We start from the raw sequence: 23,384 nt of genomic DNA, 5'->3' as shown, positions 1-23,384 counted from the left end.
ACTAATAAATTTATGAGCGAAAATCTAGAACAGTCATTTGTTACGCAATTGCAGGCAAATCAGAATATAATCCACAAAATATGTAGATTATATACTGCCGGCGAAGATGCTCACAAAGATTTGTTTCAGGAAATCACCATACAGCTCTGGAAAGCGTATCCAAAATTTAGAGGCGACAGCAAATTTTCGACCTGGACGTATCGAGTTGCCTTAAACACCGCTATTACCTTATACCGAAAAACTAAACGAACCGTATCAACCGTAGAATATGAAAGTCATCAGCATTTTATAAAAGATGTTGATTACAATTATGAAGAAGAAGAACAGATTAAATTGATGTACAAAGCGGTTTATCAGCTTAATGACATCGAAAAAGCATTAGTTTTTATGTATTTAGAAGACAAAGATTATCAAGAAATAGCAGAAACCTTAGGAATCAGCGAAGTGAATGCTCGTGTGAAAATGAACAGAATTAAAGGGAAACTTAAAAAAATACTAAATCCTTAAAAATTATTATGAAAGAACTGGATTTATTAAAAAAAGACTGGAAAAAGAACTCGGATTCTTTTGAACAAATATCGGAAAAGGAAATCTACAAAATGATTCACAAAAAATCATCTTCCATCGTGAAGTGGATTTTAATTATCAGCATTTTGGAAGTACTGTTTTGGACCATCTCGAACTACTTTTCAAATGTAGATGCTGATCTAAAGAAAATGAATCATCCTGAGATCATTCTGGTAATGGATATTTTATTGTATTTTAATTATATCGTAATTTTTGTTTTTATCTACTTTTTCTATAAAAACTATAAAACGATCACGACCACTGTTTCTACCAAACTATTGATGAGCAGCATTCTAAAAACCCGAAAAACGGTTCAGTATTATGTTTGGTACAATTTAGGTATGCTTGTGGTTTCGTCTATACTCAGCTTTTTCATCGGATATGTTTACAATCCGGACATGGCAATTATTAGAGAAAAATTAGCCTTAAATGGAAAAGCAATGCTGTTCTCAATCGGCGCATTGGTATTGCTTGTGCTGGTTCTTTTCGGAATCTTTTGGGGTATTTACAGATTACTTTACGGAACGCTGTTACGCAGGTTATATGCAAATTATAAGGAGCTTAAGAAAATTGATTTCTGATAAGAGGTGCTAAGAAACTAAGGCACTAAGGCTCTAAGAAACCAAGTTACTAAGTTCATTTTGAAACTTGAAACTTGAAAGTTTGAACCCTGAAACAAAAAAAGCAATCTAAAATCAGAAATCTAAAATATCTAGTAATCCCATCTTCTCATTTTATTAAGCTCTTCCTGTACTTTGATTTCTTCTGCCGGAATAACTTTTAAAAATGAAGGATGCTGTTCGATTGCATATTCTACTTTTTCAACAATTTCTTCGATGGTATCGTTTTCATAATCAATTTCAAGAGGTTCTTTGATGATGAAAGACTGTAAAATTCCTTTCTTTTTCATTCGTAGTCCTTTTTTATCAAAAGAACGACGGAAACCGTCAATAACAATTGGAATTACTACAGGTTTGTGCTGTTTTATGATATGTGCCGTTCCTTTACGAACAGGTTTAAATGACTTGGTTGTACCTTGCGGAAATGTAATTACCCAGCCATCTTCGAGTGCAATTCTGATATTTTCAGTATCGTTTGGGTTAACATCACGCTTTTCGGTAACATCAACACCTTTTGCACGCCAGGTTCTTTCTACTGTAATCGCTCCAACGTAAGCCAAAATTCTAGGCAATAATCCGGCCTGCATGGTTTCTTTGGCAGCAACATAATAAATATTCATTTTGGGCTGCCACAGATATCCGATATTCTTAATAGTATCCTGACGTCCGCTTAAACTTGCGTTAAACACATGAAACATCGCCACAACATCAGCAAAATAAGTTTGATGATTCGATATAAACAAAACATTTGTATCCGGAAGCGTTTTAATAATTTCCGATCCTTCGATCTGCAATTCGTTAAAACCTCTGTATCTTCGGTGAGTCATGGCTCCCAGAATACGGATCAACCATTTCTTGATGAATAATATATGTCCGAAAGGATTTCGTTTAAACAATCCCATAGCTGTCAATTGTATTATTTTATTTAGGACGCAAACTTACAAAAATTATTCTTTTACCGATCCTCTAAAACAATTTCTAAAATAAACCGGTAGTACTATGAATATCAAATTGTTAATTTCTACTCTTTATACTTTTTCGCTAAAAGTCGTTTTTAAAACATCTCTCAGTTCACTCAATATCATGGCAGTTGCTCCCCATACAATATGATTTTGTATGTTAAATGCGGGAACTAAAGCATTATTTGCATAAGAAGTTGATAATGTGACTTCAATAACAATTTCGTCATTCAAAAAAACAGAGAGGGGTAATTCTATAATGCTCGCTACTTCTCTGATATCCGGATAAAATAAAAGCTCTTCTTTGGAAATGCCTAAAAAAGGATGCACTAAGAAGTTGCTCGGCGGAATATACATAGGCGTAAAATGTTTGATTAGCTCTATTTTTTCAGGTGCAACGCCTACTTCTTCCTGTGTTTCACGCAAAGCAGTCTCTTCATAATTTGCATCAGTCGTTTCGTATTTTCCTCCGGGGAATGCAATTTGAGACGAATGAACTCCATTATACGCGTTTCGGACAATCAATACGAGATGTGTTTTATTGTTTTTTGGATAAAACAACATCATGACCGCTGCGATACGCGGATTTTTATCTTTCAAATCAAGATTCTTCAAGGCTTCGAGGCGTTCTTTTGGTGCCATTTTAATATGAGCCAACTCCGCCGGTAATACTGCCGGAATTAAATTAGGAACATATTGCAAAAAGTCTTGAAAATCCATAAGCAAAGTTTATTTTTGTACTTTTAAATAAAATATAAATATAGTCCAGAAAACGCGGTTCTACAAGTTTTCTAAAATCAAGTCTTAAAAATGTACAGCAAAGAAGAATCACAAAAGATAAAAAGAGAATTCTGGGTGGCATTCGCCGAAAAATACCCTCGCAAATGGGTACTTTATGATACCAAAATTAAAGATTTCTCTTTTAAATTTTATGTCGATAATAAAAAAGCACAGGTTCTAATTGATATCGAACAAAGAAGTGATGAAAAACGAAATGCCTATTTTGAAAAAATTGAAGCATTAAAAAATATTCTGGAGGAAGAATTCATTAAAGATTTGGTTTTCGAAAAAAACTATACTCTTGAAAGTGGTAAAACGATTAGTCGTATTTGGGTTGAGAAACTAGGTGTTGGTTTTAGTAACCGCAATAACTGGGATGCTATTTTCGATTTCTTTAACGAAAAAATGCATGCTCTGGAAATGTTTTATCTGGAATATGATGAGTTTATTAAGGATATTGATTCTTAGAAAAGAGGAACTAAGGTTCTGAGTTTCTAAAGTTCTGAGAAAACCTATTAACTCTTGAGATATTTTATCTCGAGCATGATGAATTTATAAAGGATATAGATTCTTAATAAAAAACATTAAGATTCTGAGCTGCTAAGACTCTAAGAAAGCATACTAACTTAGTAACTTAGAACCTTAGCAACTCAGAACCTCAAACTACACACTAACCATATTATACACAATAATATGATCGTCGTAGTTGATATAAAGCTGTTTGCGGAAATCTTGTTTTTTTCGGGTGATGATAGATAACTTACAGGCTTTGCCGTCATTGTCTTTACACATAAAAGAATAAACAATATCGGTATCGTTTTCTTCCCGCTCAATGTAATCCAAAATACTGAAAAGCTGTATTTCCTGCGAGTAAACCACAATTCTGTGTTTATTGGTATCCAGAATTACCGAAAGGTTAACCAAATCAAGATTAGACCATTCACCCCATTTGCCTTTTTCATTTTTTTCCAAAACACTAAAACCAGATGTTTTAAACTGGTAAGACTGACTAAAAGTTTGCTGTAAACCAAGTCCGAAAAAAAGTAAAAGTATAAAAGTGCGTGTAGGATTCATATTGTATTTCTTGGGGGTAATTTATAACTCAAATTTAGCTTTTTCCTGGCAGGCAGCTTCAAAATCGGACATCATTTGTTGAACAATTTGCTCTACTGGCAAAATTTCATGAATTAATCCTGCAATTTGGCCTATTTCAAGTTCTCCCTCTTCAAGATCTCCTTCAAACATTCCTTTTTTAGCTCTGGCTCTTCCTAAAAGCTGCACCAAATCCTCTTTCGAAGGACATTTTTCATACAATTCCTGAACGTCCTGATAGAATTTATTCTTAACCAATCGAACAGGTGCCAGTTCTTTTAAAGTCAGTTGTGTATCTCCTTCTCTAACCTTAACGATTGTTTCTTTAAAATTATCATGTGCCGAAGATTCGATCGAAGCAGCAAAACGGCTTCCCACCTGAACTCCATCGGCTCCTAAAACCATTGCAGCAAGCATTCCTCTGCCTGTTGCAATTCCCCCGGCAGCAATAAGTGGTATCTGAACTTTCTCTTTCACCATCGGGATTAAAGTTAAGGTTGTCGTTTCGTCGCGTCCATTGTGTCCCCCTGCTTCAAATCCTTCGGCCACGATAGCATCAACACCTGCCTCCTGCGCCTTCAAAGCAAAAACACTGCTGCTCACTACATGTACAACTGTAATTCCTTTTTCTTTTAAAAACGAAGTCCACGTTTTTGGATTTCCGGCAGAAGTAAAAACAATTTTCACTCCTTCTTCTACCACAATATTTATAATTTCTTCGATATTTGGATACAGCATCGGAATGTTAACTCCAAATGGCTTACTGGTCGCTTTTTGGCATTTCTGAATATGTTCCCGTAAAACTTCGGGATACATAGAACCTGCTCCAATTAAACCTAAACCTCCTGCATTACTTACTGCTGCTGCTAATTTATAACCGCTGTTCCAGATCATTCCTCCCTGAATAATTGGATATTTGATCTTAAAAAGTTGTGTAATTCTGTTCATTCAAAAATGTAGTTATTGTTTAATTATCTTTCCCGTTTTGTGAAGACCATCTGCATCAAAAGTATAAAAATACAATCCGCTTTTTAGTCCTTCAACAGAAAGAATAGGGTTTTGATTTGTAATTTGTTTTTCGATTAGTTTTTGCCCCAGAACAGAGTACACAGAAACAGAAGCGGTACTGTTCTCAAACAAAAAGGAAATCGCTGTTTTAGTTGGATTTGGAAAAACAGAAAAAACTTCTCCTAAAGACTTGAAGTCTTCCACTCCTAAAGCAGCTCCAAAATTAGGAATTCCGTAACCATAATTATTATTGGGTGTCGTATATCGATCTGAAGACTGCAGAATCATCTGCCTAATTTCTTTATTTGTTTTGGATGGAAAAGCCTGCCACAAACAAGCAATCATTCCCGCCATAATTGGACAAGAAAACGAAGTTCCGTTTATGGTTGTAATATTCCCCCCGGTATCAGATACAACAGCTGCCGTACCTTGTGCCATAACATCCGGTTTAATTCTTCCGTCAGAACTTGGTCCTATCGAGCTAAAACCTGATCTAACTTTCGAAGAAGTTACAGCACCTACTGTAATTACCGAAACAGCATCTGCAGGTCCTCCAATATGAGGTTCAGTTGTAGCTCCTTCATTTCCAGCCGAAGCAACTACGATTATTCCTTTATTAAAAGCCATTTCGGCACCGCGAGAGATAAAATTAGTCACCCCGTTCATATCACTATACGTATGCGTGTAGTTTGGATTATCAAATTCAAAATACCCCAAAGAAGTTGTAATAATATCAGCTCCTACACGGTCTGCTTCTTCTGCTGCCTCTACCCAATACGATTCTTCAACCGGGTTCTCAGTAGGATCATATTCGGTGATGTATAAATAATACGAAGCATCAGGAGCAGTACCTACCAAAGCATTTTCTTTATAACCGCCCATTGTTGAAAGTACCATTGTTCCGTGGCTGTCTCCTGAATAAAAATTGGCATTTCTATTCACATAATCGTACCCTCCTAAAATCTGATTATTATCGATTAATTTCTTAAATGGTAAAGCGGTATTGACTCCCGGAAAACCTGCGTCTAAAACAGCAATTACTTTTCCCGAGCCGGTTTTATTCTGTTGGTGCAGCACTTTTCCATTCAGCATTTCTATCTGTCCTCCTGAAGTTCCGTAGGCATAATCCGCTTTTGATTTCAGTTTGTCTTTTACCTTACTTATCTTATTCTCGGCTACTTTTTTAGAAGTTACATTCAGATTTTTATTGGCGAAAAACACTTTATCGACAAATGACAGTGCCGTAAGTGCAGTAATATCGGTTTGAGTTCCTCTAATATGAAGTGCATTTAACCATTTGGATTTTGCCATAATAGTTATTCCCGAACTCGATCTAACCTGATTGATATAAGAGTCCTCTACAGGTGCATCGGTAAGATCTAACGCAATATTTTGATTGGCTCTCCGGTCTAAGGCACGCTGTGTCAAAATTGTAAGCGGAGCATTAAGAGATGCCTGTGCGTTGGGTTTGTTTTTAAAGTATACCCACGCGTCTTCCTGCGAAAACACCGCGGAAGAAAAAATCAACAACAAAAAGACAAAATAGTGCTTCATGATTACTTTTTTAAAGGTGAAACCTCCGTAAAAAAGTATAAAGCTAAGAAATTACTCCCGAACCAACTAATTCATTCTCTAAATACCAAGCCACAAATTGACCTTCGGTAATGGCGGACTGAGCTTCCTCAAAGCGAACATACATTCCGTTTTCAAACTGATACAAGGTTGCTTTCTGTAATGGCTGACGGTAACGAATTCTTGCCATCACTTCCATTTGCTCACCTTCCTTCAATTTCAAATCTTCGCGAACCCAGTGTACTTCAGAATTACCTACAAACAATGCTTTTTTGAATAAGCCCGGATGATTGCTTGTTAAGCCGGTATAAATAGTATTCGTATCAACATCGGTAGCAATTACAAATAACGGATCTGTAGTACCTCCAACATTTAAGCCTTTTCTTTGTCCGTTTGTAAAATAATGTGCTCCCTGATGTTTTCCCATCACTTTACCCATTGTTGGAAGATAATCCAGTTTTTGAGACTCTATTTTCAATTCGTCTTCCACAGAAATTCCTGTTGGTTTTTCAATTGTATAGATTGAATCGTTTTTGTCAATTTGAACAATAAGACCTTCTTTTGGCTGTAGTTTTTGCTGTAAAAACTCGGGTAAACGCACTTTTCCGATAAAACAAAGTCCTTGCGAATCTTTCTTTTCGGCTGTAACTAATTCCATTTCAGCAGCGATTTCACGAACTTCAGGTTTAGTTAATGCTCCAATTGGGAATAAAGCTTTTGACAATTGTTCCTGAGACAACTGACATAAGAAATACGACTGATCTTTGTTAACATCATTTCCGGCAACTAATTGATAAACCGTTTTTCCGTCCACTTCAATTTCGCTTTTTTGGCAGTAATGTCCAGTCGCAACATAATCGGCTCCAAGACTTAGAGCGATTTTCATAAAAACATCAAACTTGATTTCGCGGTTGCAAAGTACGTCAGGATTTGGAGTTCTTCCTTTTTCGTATTCGTTGAACATATAATCAACGATTTTTTCTTTGTATTCTTCGCTTAAATCAACCGTTTGAAACGGTATACCGAGTTTTTCAGCTACCAATAAAGCATCATTGCTATCTTCTAACCACGGACATTCATTCGAAATCGTAACAGAATCATCGTGCCAGTTTTTCATAAAAAGGCCAATAACTTCATATCCCTGTTGTTGCAATAAATAAGCAGCAACACTTGAATCTACTCCTCCGGAAAGTCCAACAACTACACGTTTCATTCTAAATTGTTTATGTTTTTACAAGGCTGCAAAGATAAGCCCTATTTTTGAAAATTGCAGTAGTTTTTGATTAGTTTATACAATGCCGTTGTAAATAAAACTTATTACTTTCTAATAAATTTATGCGTGATTAATTTGCCTTCATTCATTTCGCTAAGAAAATAAATACCACTGGATAAATTTTCAACATTTAGGATATCCTCTACATTAGCCTTCACTTTAAATGTTGTTATAGTTTTCCCTAATACCGTAATGAGGCTTAAAGTCGCATCGTGATCTGACTTAATTGTTATAATCTTATTACTTGGATTAGGATATATCACAAAGTTTAAGTTTTTATCAAACGATAAGGTGTTCAGGTTAGTATTTGGAATAGTTCCGGAAATAGAATAACTTCCAATAGAACCATACGCCGAATACCCGCCATTAGTTTTATCTCCTGCACCAACCCCACTAATGCTGATAAAATACTTACCAGCCAAAAGATTTGCAAACATAAACCCATCTAGATTGTACGGATCGGAGTCCCAATACTGCCCGATTTCGACACCTGCCGAATTGTACAGCTGAATCAAAATATGAAGATTACCAGTTCCCCATCTGCTTACTGTATTTGCTTCGATACTCACATCTCCTCCGCTAGTAGTAAAACTAAAGAAATCTTTATCGCTTTCTTTTTCTATTACACCATCTCTTTTAATAATTTCTCCTTTACTGCTTAGCGTCAGATTAAATGCTGAACCTGTATTATTTCCATAATCATCAGTTCTGTAACCTATTCCCCAGCTTTTATCAGAAATAATTGCAACATCATCTTCGGTATTATTAGCATTATTATATTCACCTTTACTCCAATGCGAAACGGGTCTGACAAAAGACGTTCCCATGATCGGCCCCCAGGAAGTTCCGTTTAACCCTGAAAAATACCCTTCGCTAGGAGAAGTACGTCCATCATGTTTTAATGAAAAGAGATGCCCGATCTCATGAGAAGCTGTTTCTCCTGCTGCTTTACCGGTATTGACATTAAAGCACCAGGCCGGAACATCATTATCCCATGTAAAAGATCCTATAAAAGCTACACCTCCTTCTCCAGGACTTGCAGTATCTGTGGGAGTGATTACAACACGTTTTCTTTTTGTTTTTGGATAGGTATTAAAAACAGCCTCATTTGTTGTAATATTTAAATTAAAAGGCCTGTAATCTTCTGCAACAACCTCAAAAGCCTGAAGTATAAAAGCATCAGTCATTCCTGAAGGGAGAGCATAAATTGCTCCTCCATTATTCCAAAGGCTTCCCGCAGGCATCGTATGTCCATCAAAATCCAATAATATACATCCTATCCCACCAGGAAAACTTTCTAACTTTAACAGATCTGCATTAATTGTAGCGGAACTATTTTTTGCAGTTTTTGCTTCCTTTTGTGACAGAGTAGCATAATCTACACAAATCAAGGAATTAATATCTACTTTTGATACATAAGCATTTCCATAAGCATCTGATGAGTATTTGTATGCTTCATTTGTTTTCTTAAGAATAATATGTCCTTCAAGTGATTTTTCCATTACCTTAAGGTAAAAAGAAGATCCGGAAACATTTTTAATCTCTCCGATTAAATATTCACTCGAAATGCTTGACTCTTTGTAGTTTATTTTTCCGCTAAAACTTTTTGAATCCGCAATCTGAAGCAAAACATTATTGTTTTCCTTTCTTCCGACAGAGGCCGTAAGCTCCTTCTTCAAGTTGCTAATAAAACTGCTGCATGAGCCTAAGGAAGTCTGAGATACGGCCACATTACTAAAAAAAACAGTCAACACTAAGAGTAATAAAAAGATGTAGTTTTTTTTCATATATTTTTTCTTTTTTTTGTGTGAAGAAGAAACTTTACCAGATACTTCTATAATTAAAAGGTGAATTAGCGAAATCAAGATTCAGCATCGAATATAAATGTTTACTAACTAAAAAAACAGCAATAGGTATTGTTTTTTTTTTTAAAACAAGAACAAAAAAATCATCAGACTCGAACGATATATTTCCAATTCGCTCAATATAAACACAATAAGTAAAGAACCACTCCTTAGAATTTGTCCTTCTCATTCTTCTATAGTGGTAAAATTCAAATTAATACGGAAAACTAAATACCGAGGCATTCAAATTACAAATTATTACTCCGTTTTAGGTTTTGAATCGGCCTGATAACTACTTTTAGGATCACTCATATTAACTTCCTTCGTTAACTTTCCTTTAAAGTAAAACTGCCACATCCCGGATTTCTTCCCTCTGGTAAATTTTCCTTTAGAAGCTACTACTCCATCAGAGTCATAAAAAACAGCATCACCATTGTATTCGTTATTTTTAAAGGTACTTTGTTCCAATAGAATTCCGTTTTGCCCGTACTTCTTATAAATACCCTCTTTCAAACCTTCTTTATAAGTCATTTCCTCAGCAATTTTAGAATCTGCATAAAAAACAGTTCTAACTCCTTCTAATTTTCCGGCTTTATATTTTTCAAGCGTCATAATTGCTTTCGAAGCCTTATGATAGTATTTCCACTCACCTTCACGCGATTTGCCGATTTCCTTTCCTTCGCTTACTTTATTTTTATTCTGATCGTAAAAAATAGTATAAGAACTTCCATCGTTTGCTGTAAAATCACGAGTTGCTACAACATCTCCTTTTTTAGTATCATCAAAAAATTTAAACACTCCGGTTTCTTTTCCGTGACTAAAAGTTCCTTCATAACGAGGACGTTTAGAAACTTCATAAATTCCTTTCCAAACTCCCTCTTTTTTTCCGTTAGAATCCAATTTATTAACCTCTTGCGCTACTGCAAAAAAGGTATTTAATAAAAGTAATCCGGCTATTATTTTTTTAGAAATCATATCTTTTATATTCTATTTTAAACTTTAACGATTCTGACTTTGATTAAGTATATTTCAGATATAAAAAAATCCCGAAGAATCGAGATTTTTTATTGGTATTATTTCTTTTTATTCTGAGCTTTCGCAGCTTCTTGCTGTTCCATTACTTCCTGAAGACGTTGTTGAAACTTACTTTGCTTTTTAGGCTCTTTTAATTTGTTTTCCTGAATCTGAGCGTGAATTTTATCACTATCAACAATGTAATTTTTAATTACATACATGATTCCGATTGTAATTAAGTTCGAAATAAAGTTATACAAACTCAATCCGGCACCATAACTATTGAAGAAAATTAACATCATTAATGGCGAAACATAAATCATGATTTTCATCATTTTTGCCATATCCGGCATACCTTCTTGCTGAGGCGCTGCCATTTGCTGATCTCCGGATGTCATTTTCATGTAGAAGAAAATCGCAATTGCTGCCAAAATTGGGAACAAACTGATATGATCTCCATATAACGGAATATGGAATGGCAATTTTACCACCGAGTCAAAAGAAGACAAATCATCTGCCCAAAGGAAACCTTTTTGTCTTAACTCAAAAGCTGAAGGGAAGAACTGGAATGAAGCATACATAAAAGGAAGCTGAATCAACGCCGGAATACATCCTGCCATTGGGTTCACTCCTGCTTTGTTGTACAGTTTCATCGTTTCCTGTTGTTTTTTCATTGGGTCTTTTTTGAATTTTTCTCCCAATTCTGTAATCTCCGGACGTAAAACTTTCATTTTAGCCTGAGACAGGAATGACTTATAGGTAATTGGCGACATGGCCAATTTGATAATAATCGTAAAGATAATAATCGCAATTCCTAATGATAATCCAATTGTTGAGCTTAAAAATCCAAACAAAGGAATAAAAATCAATCGGTTAATCCAGCCAAAAATCCCCCAACCTAATGGAATAATTTTTTCAAAATTCTTATCGTAAGATTTTAAAATTTTATAATCTGCCGGTCCAAAATACCAGCTCATTTTATAATCTATTTCTCCATTAGAGAAAGCCAAAGGAACATTCGCTTTAAACTGTTTTGTATAAACAGTATCTATTTTTTCGTCTTTTACTAAGTTTTGAGAAACAAGCTGTGACTTTTCAAAAGAAGTATTGGTTTGTAAAATTGTAGCAAAGAAATGTTGCTTAAATGCAATATAATCTACCTTTTCAGGTGTTTCTTCTTTATGATCGCCCTGACCTACATAACTTTCTTTACCATCCTTATAATTATAGTAAATTTCAGCATAACGGTTTTCATACGAAATACTCTTTTCGTTTCTGTACGTTTTTAAATCCCACTGTAAATCTAATGGTTTTCCAGTATTTAAAACTTTGTTTAATCCCTGAGAACGAACATCAAAACCAACTAAATAATCATTTGGTTTAAGAACATATTTGTATTCTAAGAATTCATTAGCACCTGCTTTCAAACGCATTGTTAAAATTTGATCTGCGCCATTTTTAGTTAGCGTAGGTTCAAAAAACAAATCTTTAGAGTTTAAAGTTCTGTTATCAGCAGTTTGTAACTGAATGTTTAAATTAGCATTATTGTCTTTAATCAATTCAACTAATTGTCCTGAATTTTTTTCAAACTTTTTGAACTCTTTCAGCGTAGCTTCTACTATATACCCCCCTTTGTTAGCGATTTTAAGTTTAATCTTTTCGTTTTCAATAGTTGTAAAACCTTCTTTAGCAGAAGGCAGTGTAGCTGAATAAGCAAAACCACCTAATGTTTTTTGTAATTGTGCCAACTGCACTGTATCACCAGGAGTTGCAGCTGCAGCAACTGGTAAAACAGCTGTTTTAGTTTTATCCGCTTTCGCTTGTGCTTCTTGCTTGGCAATTAGTTCTTTTTTGGCTTTTTCAGCAGCAATCTCTTTATCAGAAGGCTGATTTTGGTACATAATCCAAATCAAAATTCCAAATATCAATACAAAACCAATGATTGAATTAAGATCAAATTTTTTTTCTTCCATTACAGTTTAAAAAGTTATTCGTTAAAAAGGTATTAGTGCTGAATTAGATTCAAACGTTACACTTTTCAGAATATTAATTATTATTTTTTATGCGCATTCACTGCAGCAGCCACAAAGTTTACAAAAATCGGATGTGGATTTGCTACTGTACTTTTGTATTCAGGATGGTATTGTACCCCAATGAAAAACGGATGATTTTCAAGTTCTACAATTTCTACCAAACCTGTATCCGGGTTTACCCCTGAAGCTTTCAAACCTGCATTTTGCAATTCGTCAGCATATTTGTTATTGTATTCATAACGGTGACGGTGACGCTCTGAAATTGTTTTCTGTCCGTAGATTTTATACGCCAGCGTATCAGGCTTGATATCACATTTCCAAGCTCCTAAACGCATGGTTCCGCCTTTATCTGTCACTGTTTTTTGCTCTTCCATCAAATTCACCACAGGATGAGGCGTTTTGTCGTTCATTTCTGTTGAATTTGCTTCTTTATAACCTAAAATATTTCTTGAATATTCGATTACAGACATTTGCATTCCTAAACAAATTCCGAAAAACGGAATGTTGTTTTCACGTACATAACGAACGGCTTCGATTTTTCCTTCAATACCTCTTTCTCCAAAACCAGGAGCTACTAAAACTCCATCCAGACCTGCTAATTTTTCTACAATATTTTCAGCATTAATATGTTCTGAATGTATCGAAATTACATTTACTTTCGTTTCGTTTGCTGCACCAGCATGTATAAATGCTTCTAAAATAGATTTGTAACAATCCTGCATTTCTACATATTTTCCAACCAAACCAATATTTACGGTATGCTTTGGATTTTTCAGTCTTTTCAAAAACGTATTCCAATTTTTAAGATCCGGTAATGCTTTTTTAGGCAAATCTAATTTTTTCAAAGCCACTACATCTAATCCTTCTTCAAGCATTAAATTTGGAACTTCGTATATCGTTGAAGCATCAATAGACTGAATAACGGCTTCTTTCTTAACATTACAGAATAAAGCCAGTTTCTGACGCAGTTCCTGAGACAATTCATGCTCGGTTCTACAAACCAAAATATCTGCTTTGATACCACTTTCCATCAACGTTTTTACAGAATGTTGTGTTGGTTTTGTTTTCAACTCACCCGCAGCAGCCAAATATGGAACCAATGTTAAATGAATAACGATTCCGTTATTTTCACCCAATTCCCAAACTAACTGACGAACAGATTCTATATAAGGTAATGATTCGATATCACCAACGGTTCCACCAATTTCAGTAATGACAATGTCATAATCGCCGGATTTACCCAACAATTGCATTCTGTCTTTGATTTCGTTTGTAATATGAGGAACTACCTGAACTGTTTTTCCTAAAAACTCTCCTCTTCTTTCTTTTTCGATTACAGAAAGATATACTCTTCCGGTTGTAACGTTATTCGCCTGAGAGGTAGGAACGTTCAAAAAACGTTCGTAATGACCTAAATCTAAATCTGTTTCAGCACCATCATCTGTTACATAACATTCTCCGTGCTCGTATGGATTCAACGTACCCGGATCCACATTGATATACGGATCAAATTTCTGAATAGTTGTACGGTATCCTCTTCCTTGTAACAATTTTGCTAAAGATGCCGCGATAATTCCTTTTCCTAACGAAGAAGTCACACCGCCTGTAACAAAAATATATTTTGTTTGATTCATTCTGTTGTTGTTTGTATGTAGTTGTGTAAAAAACTTGGCAAAAGTACAAATTTAATTAGATAATTTATCAATTAGAGAATGAGATAATTTGCAAATTTTTAATTAGAACGATTACATCATTTCGCAATCGGTATTTTTAACTTTTAATTGGGTATTTTTTTATGAATACTCCTAAATCGGTTTCGGGTATTGTTTTTTGATATTCCGAATTAATTCTTCCAGTCCATTCAACTTTAATTCATATATAAGTTGCAACTGTTGTCCCAATTCTCCTTTTGGAAATCCTTTGTTTTGATACCAAACGACATAATATTCGGGTAAATCTATTAAAAAATAACCTTCGTATTTTCCGAAAGGCATTTTGGTATGGGCTAATTTGATGAGAAGTTTTTTATCTGATTCCATTTTTTTTAAGAAAAAAGAAGCAAGAGGAAAGAATATAGACTCATTCTCTTCTCTTGCTTCTTGTTGCGCAAAGCTATTATTATTTTTTTTCTTTTGCCAGAGATTAAAAAATAGTTTTCAGTCGCAATTTTCAGTCGCAAGACCTTAACCTCTTTTTAAAACGCACTGCCAAACTAACGATTAATAAAAAACAACTATTCGGGCAAATGATTTCGCCACGAATTCACGAATTATACTTAGAATAATTCGTGAATTCATGGCGAATATAAAACTTAGTATCTCTGAGTCTTTGGGCCTCTAAAAAACCTTAGCACCTCAGAACCTTTGCTCCTTTGAACCTTAATAATGCCATCTTACAAAAGCTTCCATCGCAGCATAGGTGGCTAAACCTAATTGCTGGTACAAAGCAGCTGTTTCCGCATTTCTGTCTTCGGCTCTTTGCCAAAATTCTCTGGCATCGGTTCCCTGGAAAACAACACCGTCTTTTTGAGACTGGTGCTTGAAGATTCCGTGACGTTTTGCCAAAACCTGATCGGGGCTCATTGGCACCGCCATCTCTACTTCGTCAATTCCCCATTCTTGCCATGCTCCACGGTACAACCACAACCAGCAATCGTCCATAAATGATTTTGGTTTCAGCGCTTTTACTGCTTCAAAAATAGCGTCCAGACATACTTTATGTGTTCCGTGTGGATCCGCTAAATCACCTGCTGCGTAAATTTGATGCGGTTTGATTTTTTCGATTAAATCCATCGTCAATTGAATATCTTCTTTTCCGATTGGTTTTTTCTCGATGGTTCCGGTTTCGTAGAATGGTAATTCCATAAAATGAATCTGATCATCGGATAAACCTACAAAATGACTGGTTGCTCTCGCCTCTCCTTTTCTGATTAATCCTTTGATGTAACGAACTTCAGGAATATCAATTTCGCTGTTCTTTTTATTAGTTAAGAAAGTCGCCGCTTTTTGGTAAATATTATCTGCCTCTTCGCTCTTGATTCCGAATTTTTCATTGTAATCAATTACGAATCTTGCAAAACGCAAAGCTTCATCATCGGCTACGGCAATATTCCCAGACGTTTGATACGCCACATGTACTTCATGTCCCTGCTCTTGCAAACGCATAAAAGTTCCCCCCATACTGATGATATCGTCATCGGGATGCGGGCTAAAAATCAATACTCTCTTCTTAGCCGGTTCTGCTCTTTCCGGACGGTTGGTGTCTTCCGCATTTGGCTTACCACCCGGCCATCCTGTGATTGTATTTTGAAGTTTGTTGAATATTTTAATGTTAATATCGTACGCAGGACCTGAATCAGCTAATAAATCGCTCATTCCATTTTCGATATAATCAGCATCGGTAAGCATCAAGATTGGTTTTTTAAGCTGAAGTGCTAACCCTAAAACAGCTTTACGAGTCAGTTTATCCGTCCATATTACTTTTTCTACCAACCATGGTTTGTTGATTCTGGTAAGTTTTGAAGAAGCTTCTTTGTCTAAAACAAATACCGCATTGTTATGCTCCTGTAAGAAGGAAGCCGGTACACGATTGGTTACTTCATCTTCTACCGATTTCTTTACAATATTTGATTTTCCTTCTCCCCAAGCCAATAAAATTACCTGCTTGGCTTCCATAATCTTTTTTACTCCAAGTGTTATAGCAGTTCTTGGCGTATTACTCAATCCGAAGAAATCTTTACTTGCCGCAACTCTGGTAATATGATCTAAAGCCACTAAACGTGTTTTAGAGTTTTGTAACGATCCTGATTCGTTGAAACCAATATGTCCGTTACCTCCAATTCCAAGAATCTGCAAATCAATTCCGCCAAGAGCTTCAATCTTTGCCTCATAATCATGGCAATAATCTGCGATTTGTTCTTTGGTTAAAAGTCCGTCCGGAACGTGGTAATTTTCAGGTAAAATATCGACATGATCAAACAGCAATTCTTTCATAAAACGAACGTAACTGTTGATCGAATTTGGCTCCATTGGATAATATTCATCCAGGTTAAAACTAATTACATTTTTAAAGCTCAAGCCTTCTTCTTTGTGCAAACGAACCAATTCAGCATATAGTCCTTTTGGAGAAGATCCTGTTGCTAATCCTAAGATACAAGGTTTGTTTTCTTTTTGTTTGGATTGAATTAAAGCCGCAATTTCCTGAGCTACTTCTTTTGATGCATCGCCGGAATTTTCAAAAACGACCGTATTGATGTTTTCGAAACGTTTTTCGAACCCCGTTGCTTTGTCGATTTTACTTTTTAACATGATATAGTTTTTTAATTTTACTCGTTACATCTTACCACTTTCTATATTTATGTCCTTTTACTGCATAGAAAAGAATCATTAAATAGGATGGCAGCAGCATTAAATAAGCAATCTGATTCCCGCTTTTTGAAACTCCCACGGTACCATTTGCCGTATTTGCTGCATTTATATTTTCTGTAATCATTCCGTAGAACAAAGGAAAAATTGCTCCTCCGATGATCCCCATGATCAAAATTGCACTTCCAATTTTTGTATAACCTCCCAAATCCTCTAATGCCATTGGCCAGATTGCCGGCCAGCAAAGCGCGTTGGCCAAGCCTAATAATGCTACTAAAAGTATCACCACCGGTAAGTTTGGAATCCCGGGTAACTGAATCATTATTTTTGGCGAAATCAATACTATTGCCAACACTAAAATGACTCCCAAAACTCCGGATCCTTTCAAAGCTGTTACTTGTGAAAGATATTTTGGAATTAATGTGATCCCTAATATATACCCTACTACCATTGCCGACATGGTAAAAGAAGTTAGTTTTAAATAAAAATTCCCTTCAGTTCCATATACGCCTAATTGTTTTCCGAATCCTCCAATAGAATCTCCGGCCAGGACTTCGGCTGCTAAATACAGCATCAAAGTGATTACTCCTAAAACCAATTGCGGGCGTCTGAAAGCATTTCTAATTTGCTTAAAAATACTCAGATGTGCTACATTCCCTTCTTCATCCAAATCAATTTCCGGAAGTGGAGACAGTTTTACCAAAAGTGCTAAAACCATTATAATCAATCCCATATAAAGATAGGGCCTTTGCAATTGTAATGCAAGTGAATTTAAAGCATTTGTTTTTGAAACGGCGTCCAAAACCGCAATCTTATCTGCTGTAAATTCCTGCATGTTAGACAGTACCAATGCCGTTAATATCAATGGCGCTACAAAACCTGCCAGTTTATTGGCAATACCCAGCACACTAATTCTGGCTGCTGCACTTTCTCTTGGTCCAATTACTACTACATAAGGATTGGAAGCTGTCTGCAAAATTGCCAGACCGGTTCCCATCACAAACAAAGCAATTAAAAACAGTAAAAAGGTTCGGCTTTCGGCGGCCGGATAAAACATAAATGCTCCGGCTGCAATGATTAATAATCCCAAAGAAATACCATTTTTATACCCTACCTTTTCAATGACCCAGGACGATGGAACTGCCATTACAAAATAGGCAATATAAAAAGCAAAAGTTACAAAATAGGCTTGAGAAGAAGACAACTCGCACGCTAATTCAAAAAAAGGAATTAAAGGTCCGTTTAACCAGGTGACAAATCCCAATATAAAAAACAATGCGGTAAGAATAATCATCGGAATGATTGAACTCCTCTTTTCTATATGTATTGCAGTCTCAATTTTTGACATAATTTTATCGGTTGATTGTTAATAGATTAGTTGTTTGATTCCTCTAAAATAACACCAACACTTTTTGCAAATATATCGCAATTTACCCGCAATTCAGTGCGTTTTTTTTGCAATTTTAAAACAAAAGTAGTCTAATAAGTTATACTTATCTGTAAATTAGATATCAATATTTTGTTAATTTTTCCTAAATACTCCAGTCTAAAACCGGATAATATTGCTTCAAATACTCCTTCACATCAGCAATATCTTCTTTAGCAGTCAGATCCGGAACATGCTCTGAAAACGGAATACCTATCGTTGTATTTGGATTTTCTTTTACAGCATTTAACAGCACTGTAGGCAGCTCTTTTTCGTCGCGCTCGGGATGAACGGGACAATTTTTTAAATGGGTATATAAAGTGCTTCCGTTGAATTTAAAAGCATTCATACTTACTCGGATTTTCCCTTCTACATCTTTATAGTCGGCTAAAACATCGGCTGAAGGTTTTTCTAAAATATCCAACAACTGATTGTTCTGATCTAATTTAGCAATGGCGAAACGCGAAATCCTTTCGGAAGGAAATTCCAAAGCTTCGCGATCGTAAGCAATAAAAGCATTTGGACTGTTGGTCTCTCTAAGCGCCAGTAAAGCTGCCGCCGAATACAAGTTGTCGCTGTTGCAAACCGAATATTGTTGCGTGTTTAACTCCGGAAACTGTTCTACCGCCTGAAACAAAGCATCAGCAGTACCAAAGGGCTTCACTCTGCCTTCGGGAATGTATTGCACAGCAAATGAAATAGTAAGCCCGTGAAAATCGTTATCGGTATTCTGACTGCCGTAAAACTCTTTAAAAAGCTCTCCCTGCTCCCCAATAATGATGTAGATTTTTTTATATCCTGCTTTTTTAGCGTTCAGCAGAAGATAGTCCAGCAAAGGTCTCCCGCTTGCTCCAACTCCAATTAACCCTTTACTTCTTTCATTTGCCTGCGCAATTTCTTCCGCAGATAAATTATTTGAAATGGCTTCTTTTTTCATGCGCGAGGATGCTCCACCCGCAAGAATAACTAAATTGTTATGCATATTTATATATTTTCATTTTGAATTTCCTTAAATCTATTTAGGTCTGGAATTGTTTTATGTTTCAGGTTTCAAGTTTCAAGTTTCATGTTTCAAGTTTCATGTTTCAAGTTTCATGTTTCAAGTTTCATGTTTCAGGTTTCATGTTTCAGGTTCCCAAAACTCACATCTCACATCTCACATCTCACATTTCACCTCTCACAACTTAAATCTCAACATTTTCAATAACCCTTACACCCGGATCAACAGCTACGGCATAGGCTTCCTGAGCTCCTGCTTCGAGAATGGCTTCGATCACCAGATCTTCTTTTTCCGGATTTGCGATAACGACTATACTTCCGCCGCCGCCTGAACCTACAATTTTTGCTCCGTAAGCACCAGCGCGCAAAGCAGCATTGACCATAGCATCAATTCGGGGTACGGTAATTTTTAATAAATCACGTAAAACTTCATGATGCTGGTTCATCAATCCGCCTATTCTTTTAAGATCTAAAACCGGTTTTTCAAACTCTTTCAGAGCTTCTTTGGTATAATGATAGTTTTTTAATGCCGCTTCAAAGAAAGGAATCAATCGGTCCGGTAAACAACTTCTGTATCGGTCCAGGTCTTCTATTTTGGAAGCATGCAGATCAAAATCCGGGAAATTTTGCTTTACGATATCAATAGAAATTAAAGCATTTCCTTTTAATTCCCCCAACAAACCTATCGTTTCTTTTGGAACTCCCGAAACTCCTGTTATCAGGCCTTTCAAGCTCGTTCCTATTACTTTATACGAAAAGGGATCTTTGGTATTGATGTACACAATATTCCCCACCCCAATGCTAAAATGATCCATCATTCCACCCGGTTCTCCGTGTTCCAATACTTCAGATTCATAACCCAATTTGGAAATAAACTCAGGTGTAACTTCACGATCAATACCATAAGCATCGATCAAAAAACGAATCCATGCCATTAATAAAGCCGAAGAACTCGAGGTTCCGGAGTTTATTGGAATATCTCCCGTGATCGTAATGTCGTATCCAACGTTTGGCACACAGCCGTACCTGCGTAATACACGTAAGGAGGAGGCAAAATAATCTCTGGGTTCTAATTTGTCAAAAGTGGCGTCAATATCAATGGTACGGGTCTCATTAATATCAATCATATTTAAAACAAAGGTCTGAGTCAGATTTTGTTCGGCAATTAGTTGTATATTCCGATCGATTGCACAGGCGATAACCGGCAATCCTAAATAATCCTGATGATCTCCAAAGAGACAGGTTCTGCCCGGGGCTAATGAGGTAATTTTTTTCACTTGAAAATTTTATAATAAAACACTGTAAAACAACACGTTACAATGAAACTTGGTTAAAAATTGGTTTTATTCTTTTGATTTTGATTCTACGAAACTATTGATTATATTTTTATAAAACAAGAAAAAACAAAAAAATGTGCTCGAACACACTATTAAAATGTTCTCGAGCACACTAATTAATTCTTACAGGATTTTTAAATAATCAAATCAAAGTTTCTATATTTGCCAATATGGATAAAAAGTACACCATTAAGGATATAGCAAAAATGGCCGGAGTTTCGAAAGGGACTGTCGACAGGGTTTTGCATAACAGAGGAAAAGTTTCTCCTACAGCACTGGACAAAATAAATGAAGTTTTAAACGTCATTAATTACGAACCGAACTTAATTGCACGAAATTTAAAGAACACCAAAGTTTACAGAATTTGTGTTTTGCTGCCTGATCCGGAAATTGACCCGTACTGGCTTCCCTGCATTAATGGAATCCAGGATGCTAAAACTGAATTTAAAGCGTATAGTGTTATTATTGAAACACACTTCTTTAATCCGGAAAGCACCAAATCGTTCTTAAGTGCTCATGATATCATTATCCAAAAATCGCCTGATGCTGTTTTAATTGCTCCGTTGTTTCACAAAGAAACAGTAGAAATTGTAAAGCAATATGACGATTTAAACATCATCGTAAACACCTTCAACAACCAAATTGAAGGTGAATCTATAAAAAGTTTTGTTGGACAGGATTTGCATAAAAGCGGTCGTGTGGCTGCCAGCCTAATGAATCTGATTTTGACGGAAGGTCAGATCGCCATCATACACATTGACGAAAGCCTTAAGAATGCGGTACACATGCAGGAAAAAGAAAAAGGCTTCAAAAGTTACTTTGAAGAAAAAAAGATTAGCGGTTTTTCACTCACTACTCTAAAACTAAAACATCAGAATGTGGAAACTAAATTTTCTGCGTTTTTAGACGAAAATCCAAATCTTAAAGGTATTTTTATCACGACCTCAAAAGCGTACCAAATTGCCTCTATACTGTCTACCGTAAAGGATAAAAAGATTGCGATTATCGGTTATGATTTAGTAGAAAAAAATGTGAATTTCCTGAATCAGGGATTGGTTCATTTTTTAATTCATCAAAATCAAAAAAGACAGGCTTACTTAGGGGTGAGCACTTTAGTTGAACACTTTTTGTTCCGAAAAGATATTCCGGAAACGATTTTACTTCCGATAGATATTATTAATGTGGAAAATGCTTCTTTCTACGTTTCTTAAATAACGCTCCACTGTCGAAAAATTCCACAGAGTTACACAAAGGTTACACAGAGATACACAAAAAATGTTTAAAAAAAACTTTGTGAAGCTTTGTGCTTACTTTGCGAAAAAACCATTACATCCTGTAAACCCCTATTCCATCAAAATAAATTTCCCAAAAGAAGAGGCAATATGAAAATTAGGAGTTTCGGTATCAGGATTCACCCAGGAAATCCAGGTGGGTTCATACTGTCGCTTTTCATTCTCCAAAAACTTAGCTCTAAAAACACCTGCTTCTATAGTATTGTTGTGTATTAAATTCAATTCTTTTAAGGATTTTATACTAATTCGTCCTTCAACTGTAAAAGAAATTTCATCTTTTGAGGTTTTGATTTCGAAATCGTTTTTAGGCCATTTCCATTCAAAATCAAATTCTTTGTTGGGACGCGCTCTAAAATCCATTAAACGCCCGGCGGTATCCATTTCCAGACAATAATAAGGATCTAAGGATTCATTAGTCCTAAAAAACAATTCTACACGATCTGAGTTGTTGATACTATCAAAACTATCGTCTTTTTGATCGATATAGATCCCGGTATCAAAAACTCTGAAATTAAAAAAGAAATTTTCAAGATCCCAGAGCGCTCTGAATTCTATTTTTAAAAGTGGATCACTTTTCCATGGCGAGCAAAAATCAGTTAAGCAATTTGCGTTTTCCCAAAATGACACCATAGGATTTTGCTCTTCTTTTTCCTGACTTTTATCTTGTAAAACTACCTGATATTCTTTCACTACTATTTATTTTTTATTTTGTTAATTTTTTAACATTTCAAAGTCTGAAAAGTTGCTTCAATTCTAATCTCCTTTTATTTTTTTTTGAATCATGAATGTAGGTTAAAATTTAATAAAATAAAATACTGTCTTTTTTAACTTAAATCAAAATAGAAACAGATTTTACGTCTTTAACAAACAAGAGACAAAGTAGATGATTAACCATTATTTTAACAATAACACATTCAATATATCAACACAATGCGATTTTATCAAAAAATACATCAAAACAAGAAACATTATTCCTATCATTCATATTCGTTATAATCTCACAAATTTAAGTAAAAAAAAGTGTTTCAATTAAAAAAATGTGCTCGAGAACATAAAATTCATGTGTTCGAGCACATTTTTATTCATTTTTCTTGTTTTATAAAAATATAATCTATAGCTTCGTTTCATAATAATCTTAAAACCAAGTTAATTAATACATTTTTCAGTCGTTTTTCATCTCCCCAAAAAAACAGAAAAACTAAAA

At 35.4% G+C, this 23,384-nt stretch carries 20 protein-coding genes; 4 read left to right on the top strand and 16 right to left on the bottom strand.

Translation table 11 applies throughout. The features are described 5' to 3' along the window. Positions 1 to 12 precede the first annotated feature (12 nt). On the top strand, positions 13 to 507 hold the full coding sequence (locus tag C245_RS0114630; protein ID WP_017497354.1) for an RNA polymerase sigma factor: 495 nt from the start codon (positions 13 to 15) through the stop codon (positions 505 to 507). 8 nt (positions 508 to 515) lie between these two features. Next, complete coding sequence (locus C245_RS0114625; RefSeq protein WP_017497353.1) at positions 516 to 1,148, top strand: hypothetical protein; 633 nt, start codon at positions 516 to 518, stop codon at positions 1,146 to 1,148. A gap of 131 nt (positions 1,149 to 1,279) precedes the next feature. On the opposite strand, the gene C245_RS0114620 is transcribed toward C245_RS0114625, so the two are convergent. Further along, complete coding sequence (locus tag C245_RS0114620; RefSeq protein WP_017497352.1) at positions 1,280 to 2,089, bottom strand: 1-acyl-sn-glycerol-3-phosphate acyltransferase; 810 nt, start codon at positions 2,087 to 2,089, stop codon at positions 1,280 to 1,282. A gap of 126 nt (positions 2,090 to 2,215) precedes the next feature. Beyond that, the gene (locus tag C245_RS0114615) at positions 2,216 to 2,866 is read right to left on the bottom strand and encodes a CoA pyrophosphatase (RefSeq protein WP_017497351.1); all 651 of its coding nucleotides are present in this window, start codon (positions 2,864 to 2,866) and stop codon (positions 2,216 to 2,218) included. Between the two features lie 90 nt (positions 2,867 to 2,956). Between C245_RS0114615 and C245_RS0114610 the strand changes: the two genes are divergently transcribed. Further along, complete coding sequence (locus C245_RS0114610) at positions 2,957 to 3,394, top strand: DUF4268 domain-containing protein (protein WP_017497350.1); 438 nt, start codon at positions 2,957 to 2,959, stop codon at positions 3,392 to 3,394. Positions 3,395 to 3,589: 195 nt separating this feature from the next. On the opposite strand, the gene C245_RS0114605 is transcribed toward C245_RS0114610, so the two are convergent. From C245_RS0114605 to C245_RS0114545, 13 genes are all read right to left on the bottom strand, one after another. Next, complete coding sequence (locus C245_RS0114605) at positions 3,590 to 4,000, bottom strand: hypothetical protein (RefSeq protein ID WP_017497349.1); 411 nt, start codon at positions 3,998 to 4,000, stop codon at positions 3,590 to 3,592. A 21-nt stretch (positions 4,001 to 4,021) separates the two neighbouring features. Next, entirely contained in the window at positions 4,022 to 4,966 is a 945-nt protein-coding gene (locus C245_RS0114600; RefSeq protein ID WP_017497348.1) for a nitronate monooxygenase family protein, read from the bottom strand. Between the two features lie 12 nt (positions 4,967 to 4,978). After that, positions 4,979 to 6,580, bottom strand: a complete 1,602-nt coding sequence (locus C245_RS0114595; protein WP_017497347.1) for a S8 family serine peptidase — start codon at positions 6,578 to 6,580, stop codon at positions 4,979 to 4,981. A gap of 43 nt (positions 6,581 to 6,623) precedes the next feature. Continuing rightward, complete coding sequence (mnmA, locus tag C245_RS0114590; protein WP_017497346.1) at positions 6,624 to 7,811, bottom strand: tRNA 2-thiouridine(34) synthase MnmA; 1,188 nt, start codon at positions 7,809 to 7,811, stop codon at positions 6,624 to 6,626. A 104-nt stretch (positions 7,812 to 7,915) separates the two neighbouring features. After that, on the bottom strand, positions 7,916 to 9,658 hold the full coding sequence (locus C245_RS0114585) for a zinc-dependent metalloprotease (protein WP_157495873.1): 1,743 nt from the start codon (positions 9,656 to 9,658) through the stop codon (positions 7,916 to 7,918). A 315-nt stretch (positions 9,659 to 9,973) separates the two neighbouring features. Then, a complete protein-coding gene (locus C245_RS0114580) occupies positions 9,974 to 10,690 on the bottom strand; it encodes a toxin-antitoxin system YwqK family antitoxin (protein ID WP_017497344.1) in 717 nt (238 codons plus the stop codon). Positions 10,691 to 10,788: 98 nt separating this feature from the next. Continuing rightward, the gene (gene yidC / locus C245_RS0114575; RefSeq protein WP_017497343.1) at positions 10,789 to 12,702 is read right to left on the bottom strand and encodes a membrane protein insertase YidC; all 1,914 of its coding nucleotides are present in this window, start codon (positions 12,700 to 12,702) and stop codon (positions 10,789 to 10,791) included. A gap of 80 nt (positions 12,703 to 12,782) precedes the next feature. Next, the gene (locus C245_RS0114570; protein ID WP_017497342.1) at positions 12,783 to 14,396 is read right to left on the bottom strand and encodes a CTP synthase; all 1,614 of its coding nucleotides are present in this window, start codon (positions 14,394 to 14,396) and stop codon (positions 12,783 to 12,785) included. A gap of 171 nt (positions 14,397 to 14,567) precedes the next feature. Next, entirely contained in the window at positions 14,568 to 14,801 is a 234-nt protein-coding gene (locus C245_RS0114565; RefSeq protein WP_017497341.1) for a DUF3820 family protein, read from the bottom strand. A gap of 339 nt (positions 14,802 to 15,140) precedes the next feature. Beyond that, positions 15,141 to 17,069 (bottom strand): glucosamine-6-phosphate deaminase, encoded by a 1,929-nt coding sequence (gene nagB / locus C245_RS0114560; RefSeq protein ID WP_017497340.1) that lies wholly within the window; start codon positions 17,067 to 17,069, stop codon positions 15,141 to 15,143. A 31-nt stretch (positions 17,070 to 17,100) separates the two neighbouring features. After that, on the bottom strand, positions 17,101 to 18,474 hold the full coding sequence (locus C245_RS0114555; protein WP_070906848.1) for a sugar MFS transporter: 1,374 nt from the start codon (positions 18,472 to 18,474) through the stop codon (positions 17,101 to 17,103). 184 nt (positions 18,475 to 18,658) lie between these two features. Continuing rightward, positions 18,659 to 19,534 carry a sugar phosphate nucleotidyltransferase gene (locus C245_RS0114550; protein ID WP_017497338.1) on the bottom strand — a complete coding sequence of 292 codons (876 nt, stop codon included), beginning with the start codon at positions 19,532 to 19,534 and terminating at the stop codon, positions 18,659 to 18,661. A gap of 202 nt (positions 19,535 to 19,736) precedes the next feature. Then, positions 19,737 to 20,828 (bottom strand): mevalonate kinase, encoded by a 1,092-nt coding sequence (locus tag C245_RS0114545; RefSeq protein WP_017497337.1) that lies wholly within the window; start codon positions 20,826 to 20,828, stop codon positions 19,737 to 19,739. 230 nt (positions 20,829 to 21,058) lie between these two features. Here C245_RS0114545 and C245_RS0114540 point away from each other — a divergent pair, with 230 nt between their 5' ends. After that, entirely contained in the window at positions 21,059 to 22,099 is a 1,041-nt protein-coding gene (locus C245_RS0114540; RefSeq protein ID WP_017497336.1) for a LacI family DNA-binding transcriptional regulator, read from the top strand. 132 nt (positions 22,100 to 22,231) lie between these two features. Here the strand turns inward: C245_RS0114540 and C245_RS0114535 are convergent, their stop codons facing one another. Next, positions 22,232 to 22,870 (bottom strand): sugar-binding protein, encoded by a 639-nt coding sequence (locus C245_RS0114535; protein WP_017497335.1) that lies wholly within the window; start codon positions 22,868 to 22,870, stop codon positions 22,232 to 22,234. Between the last annotated feature and the right edge of the window lie 514 nt (positions 22,871 to 23,384).

It is taken from the genome of Flavobacterium sp. WG21 (assembly GCF_000335775.1).
GTDB lineage: Bacteria > Bacteroidota > Bacteroidia > Flavobacteriales > Flavobacteriaceae > Flavobacterium > Flavobacterium tructae.
This window is presented reverse-complemented; position numbering and strand designations above follow the sequence as displayed.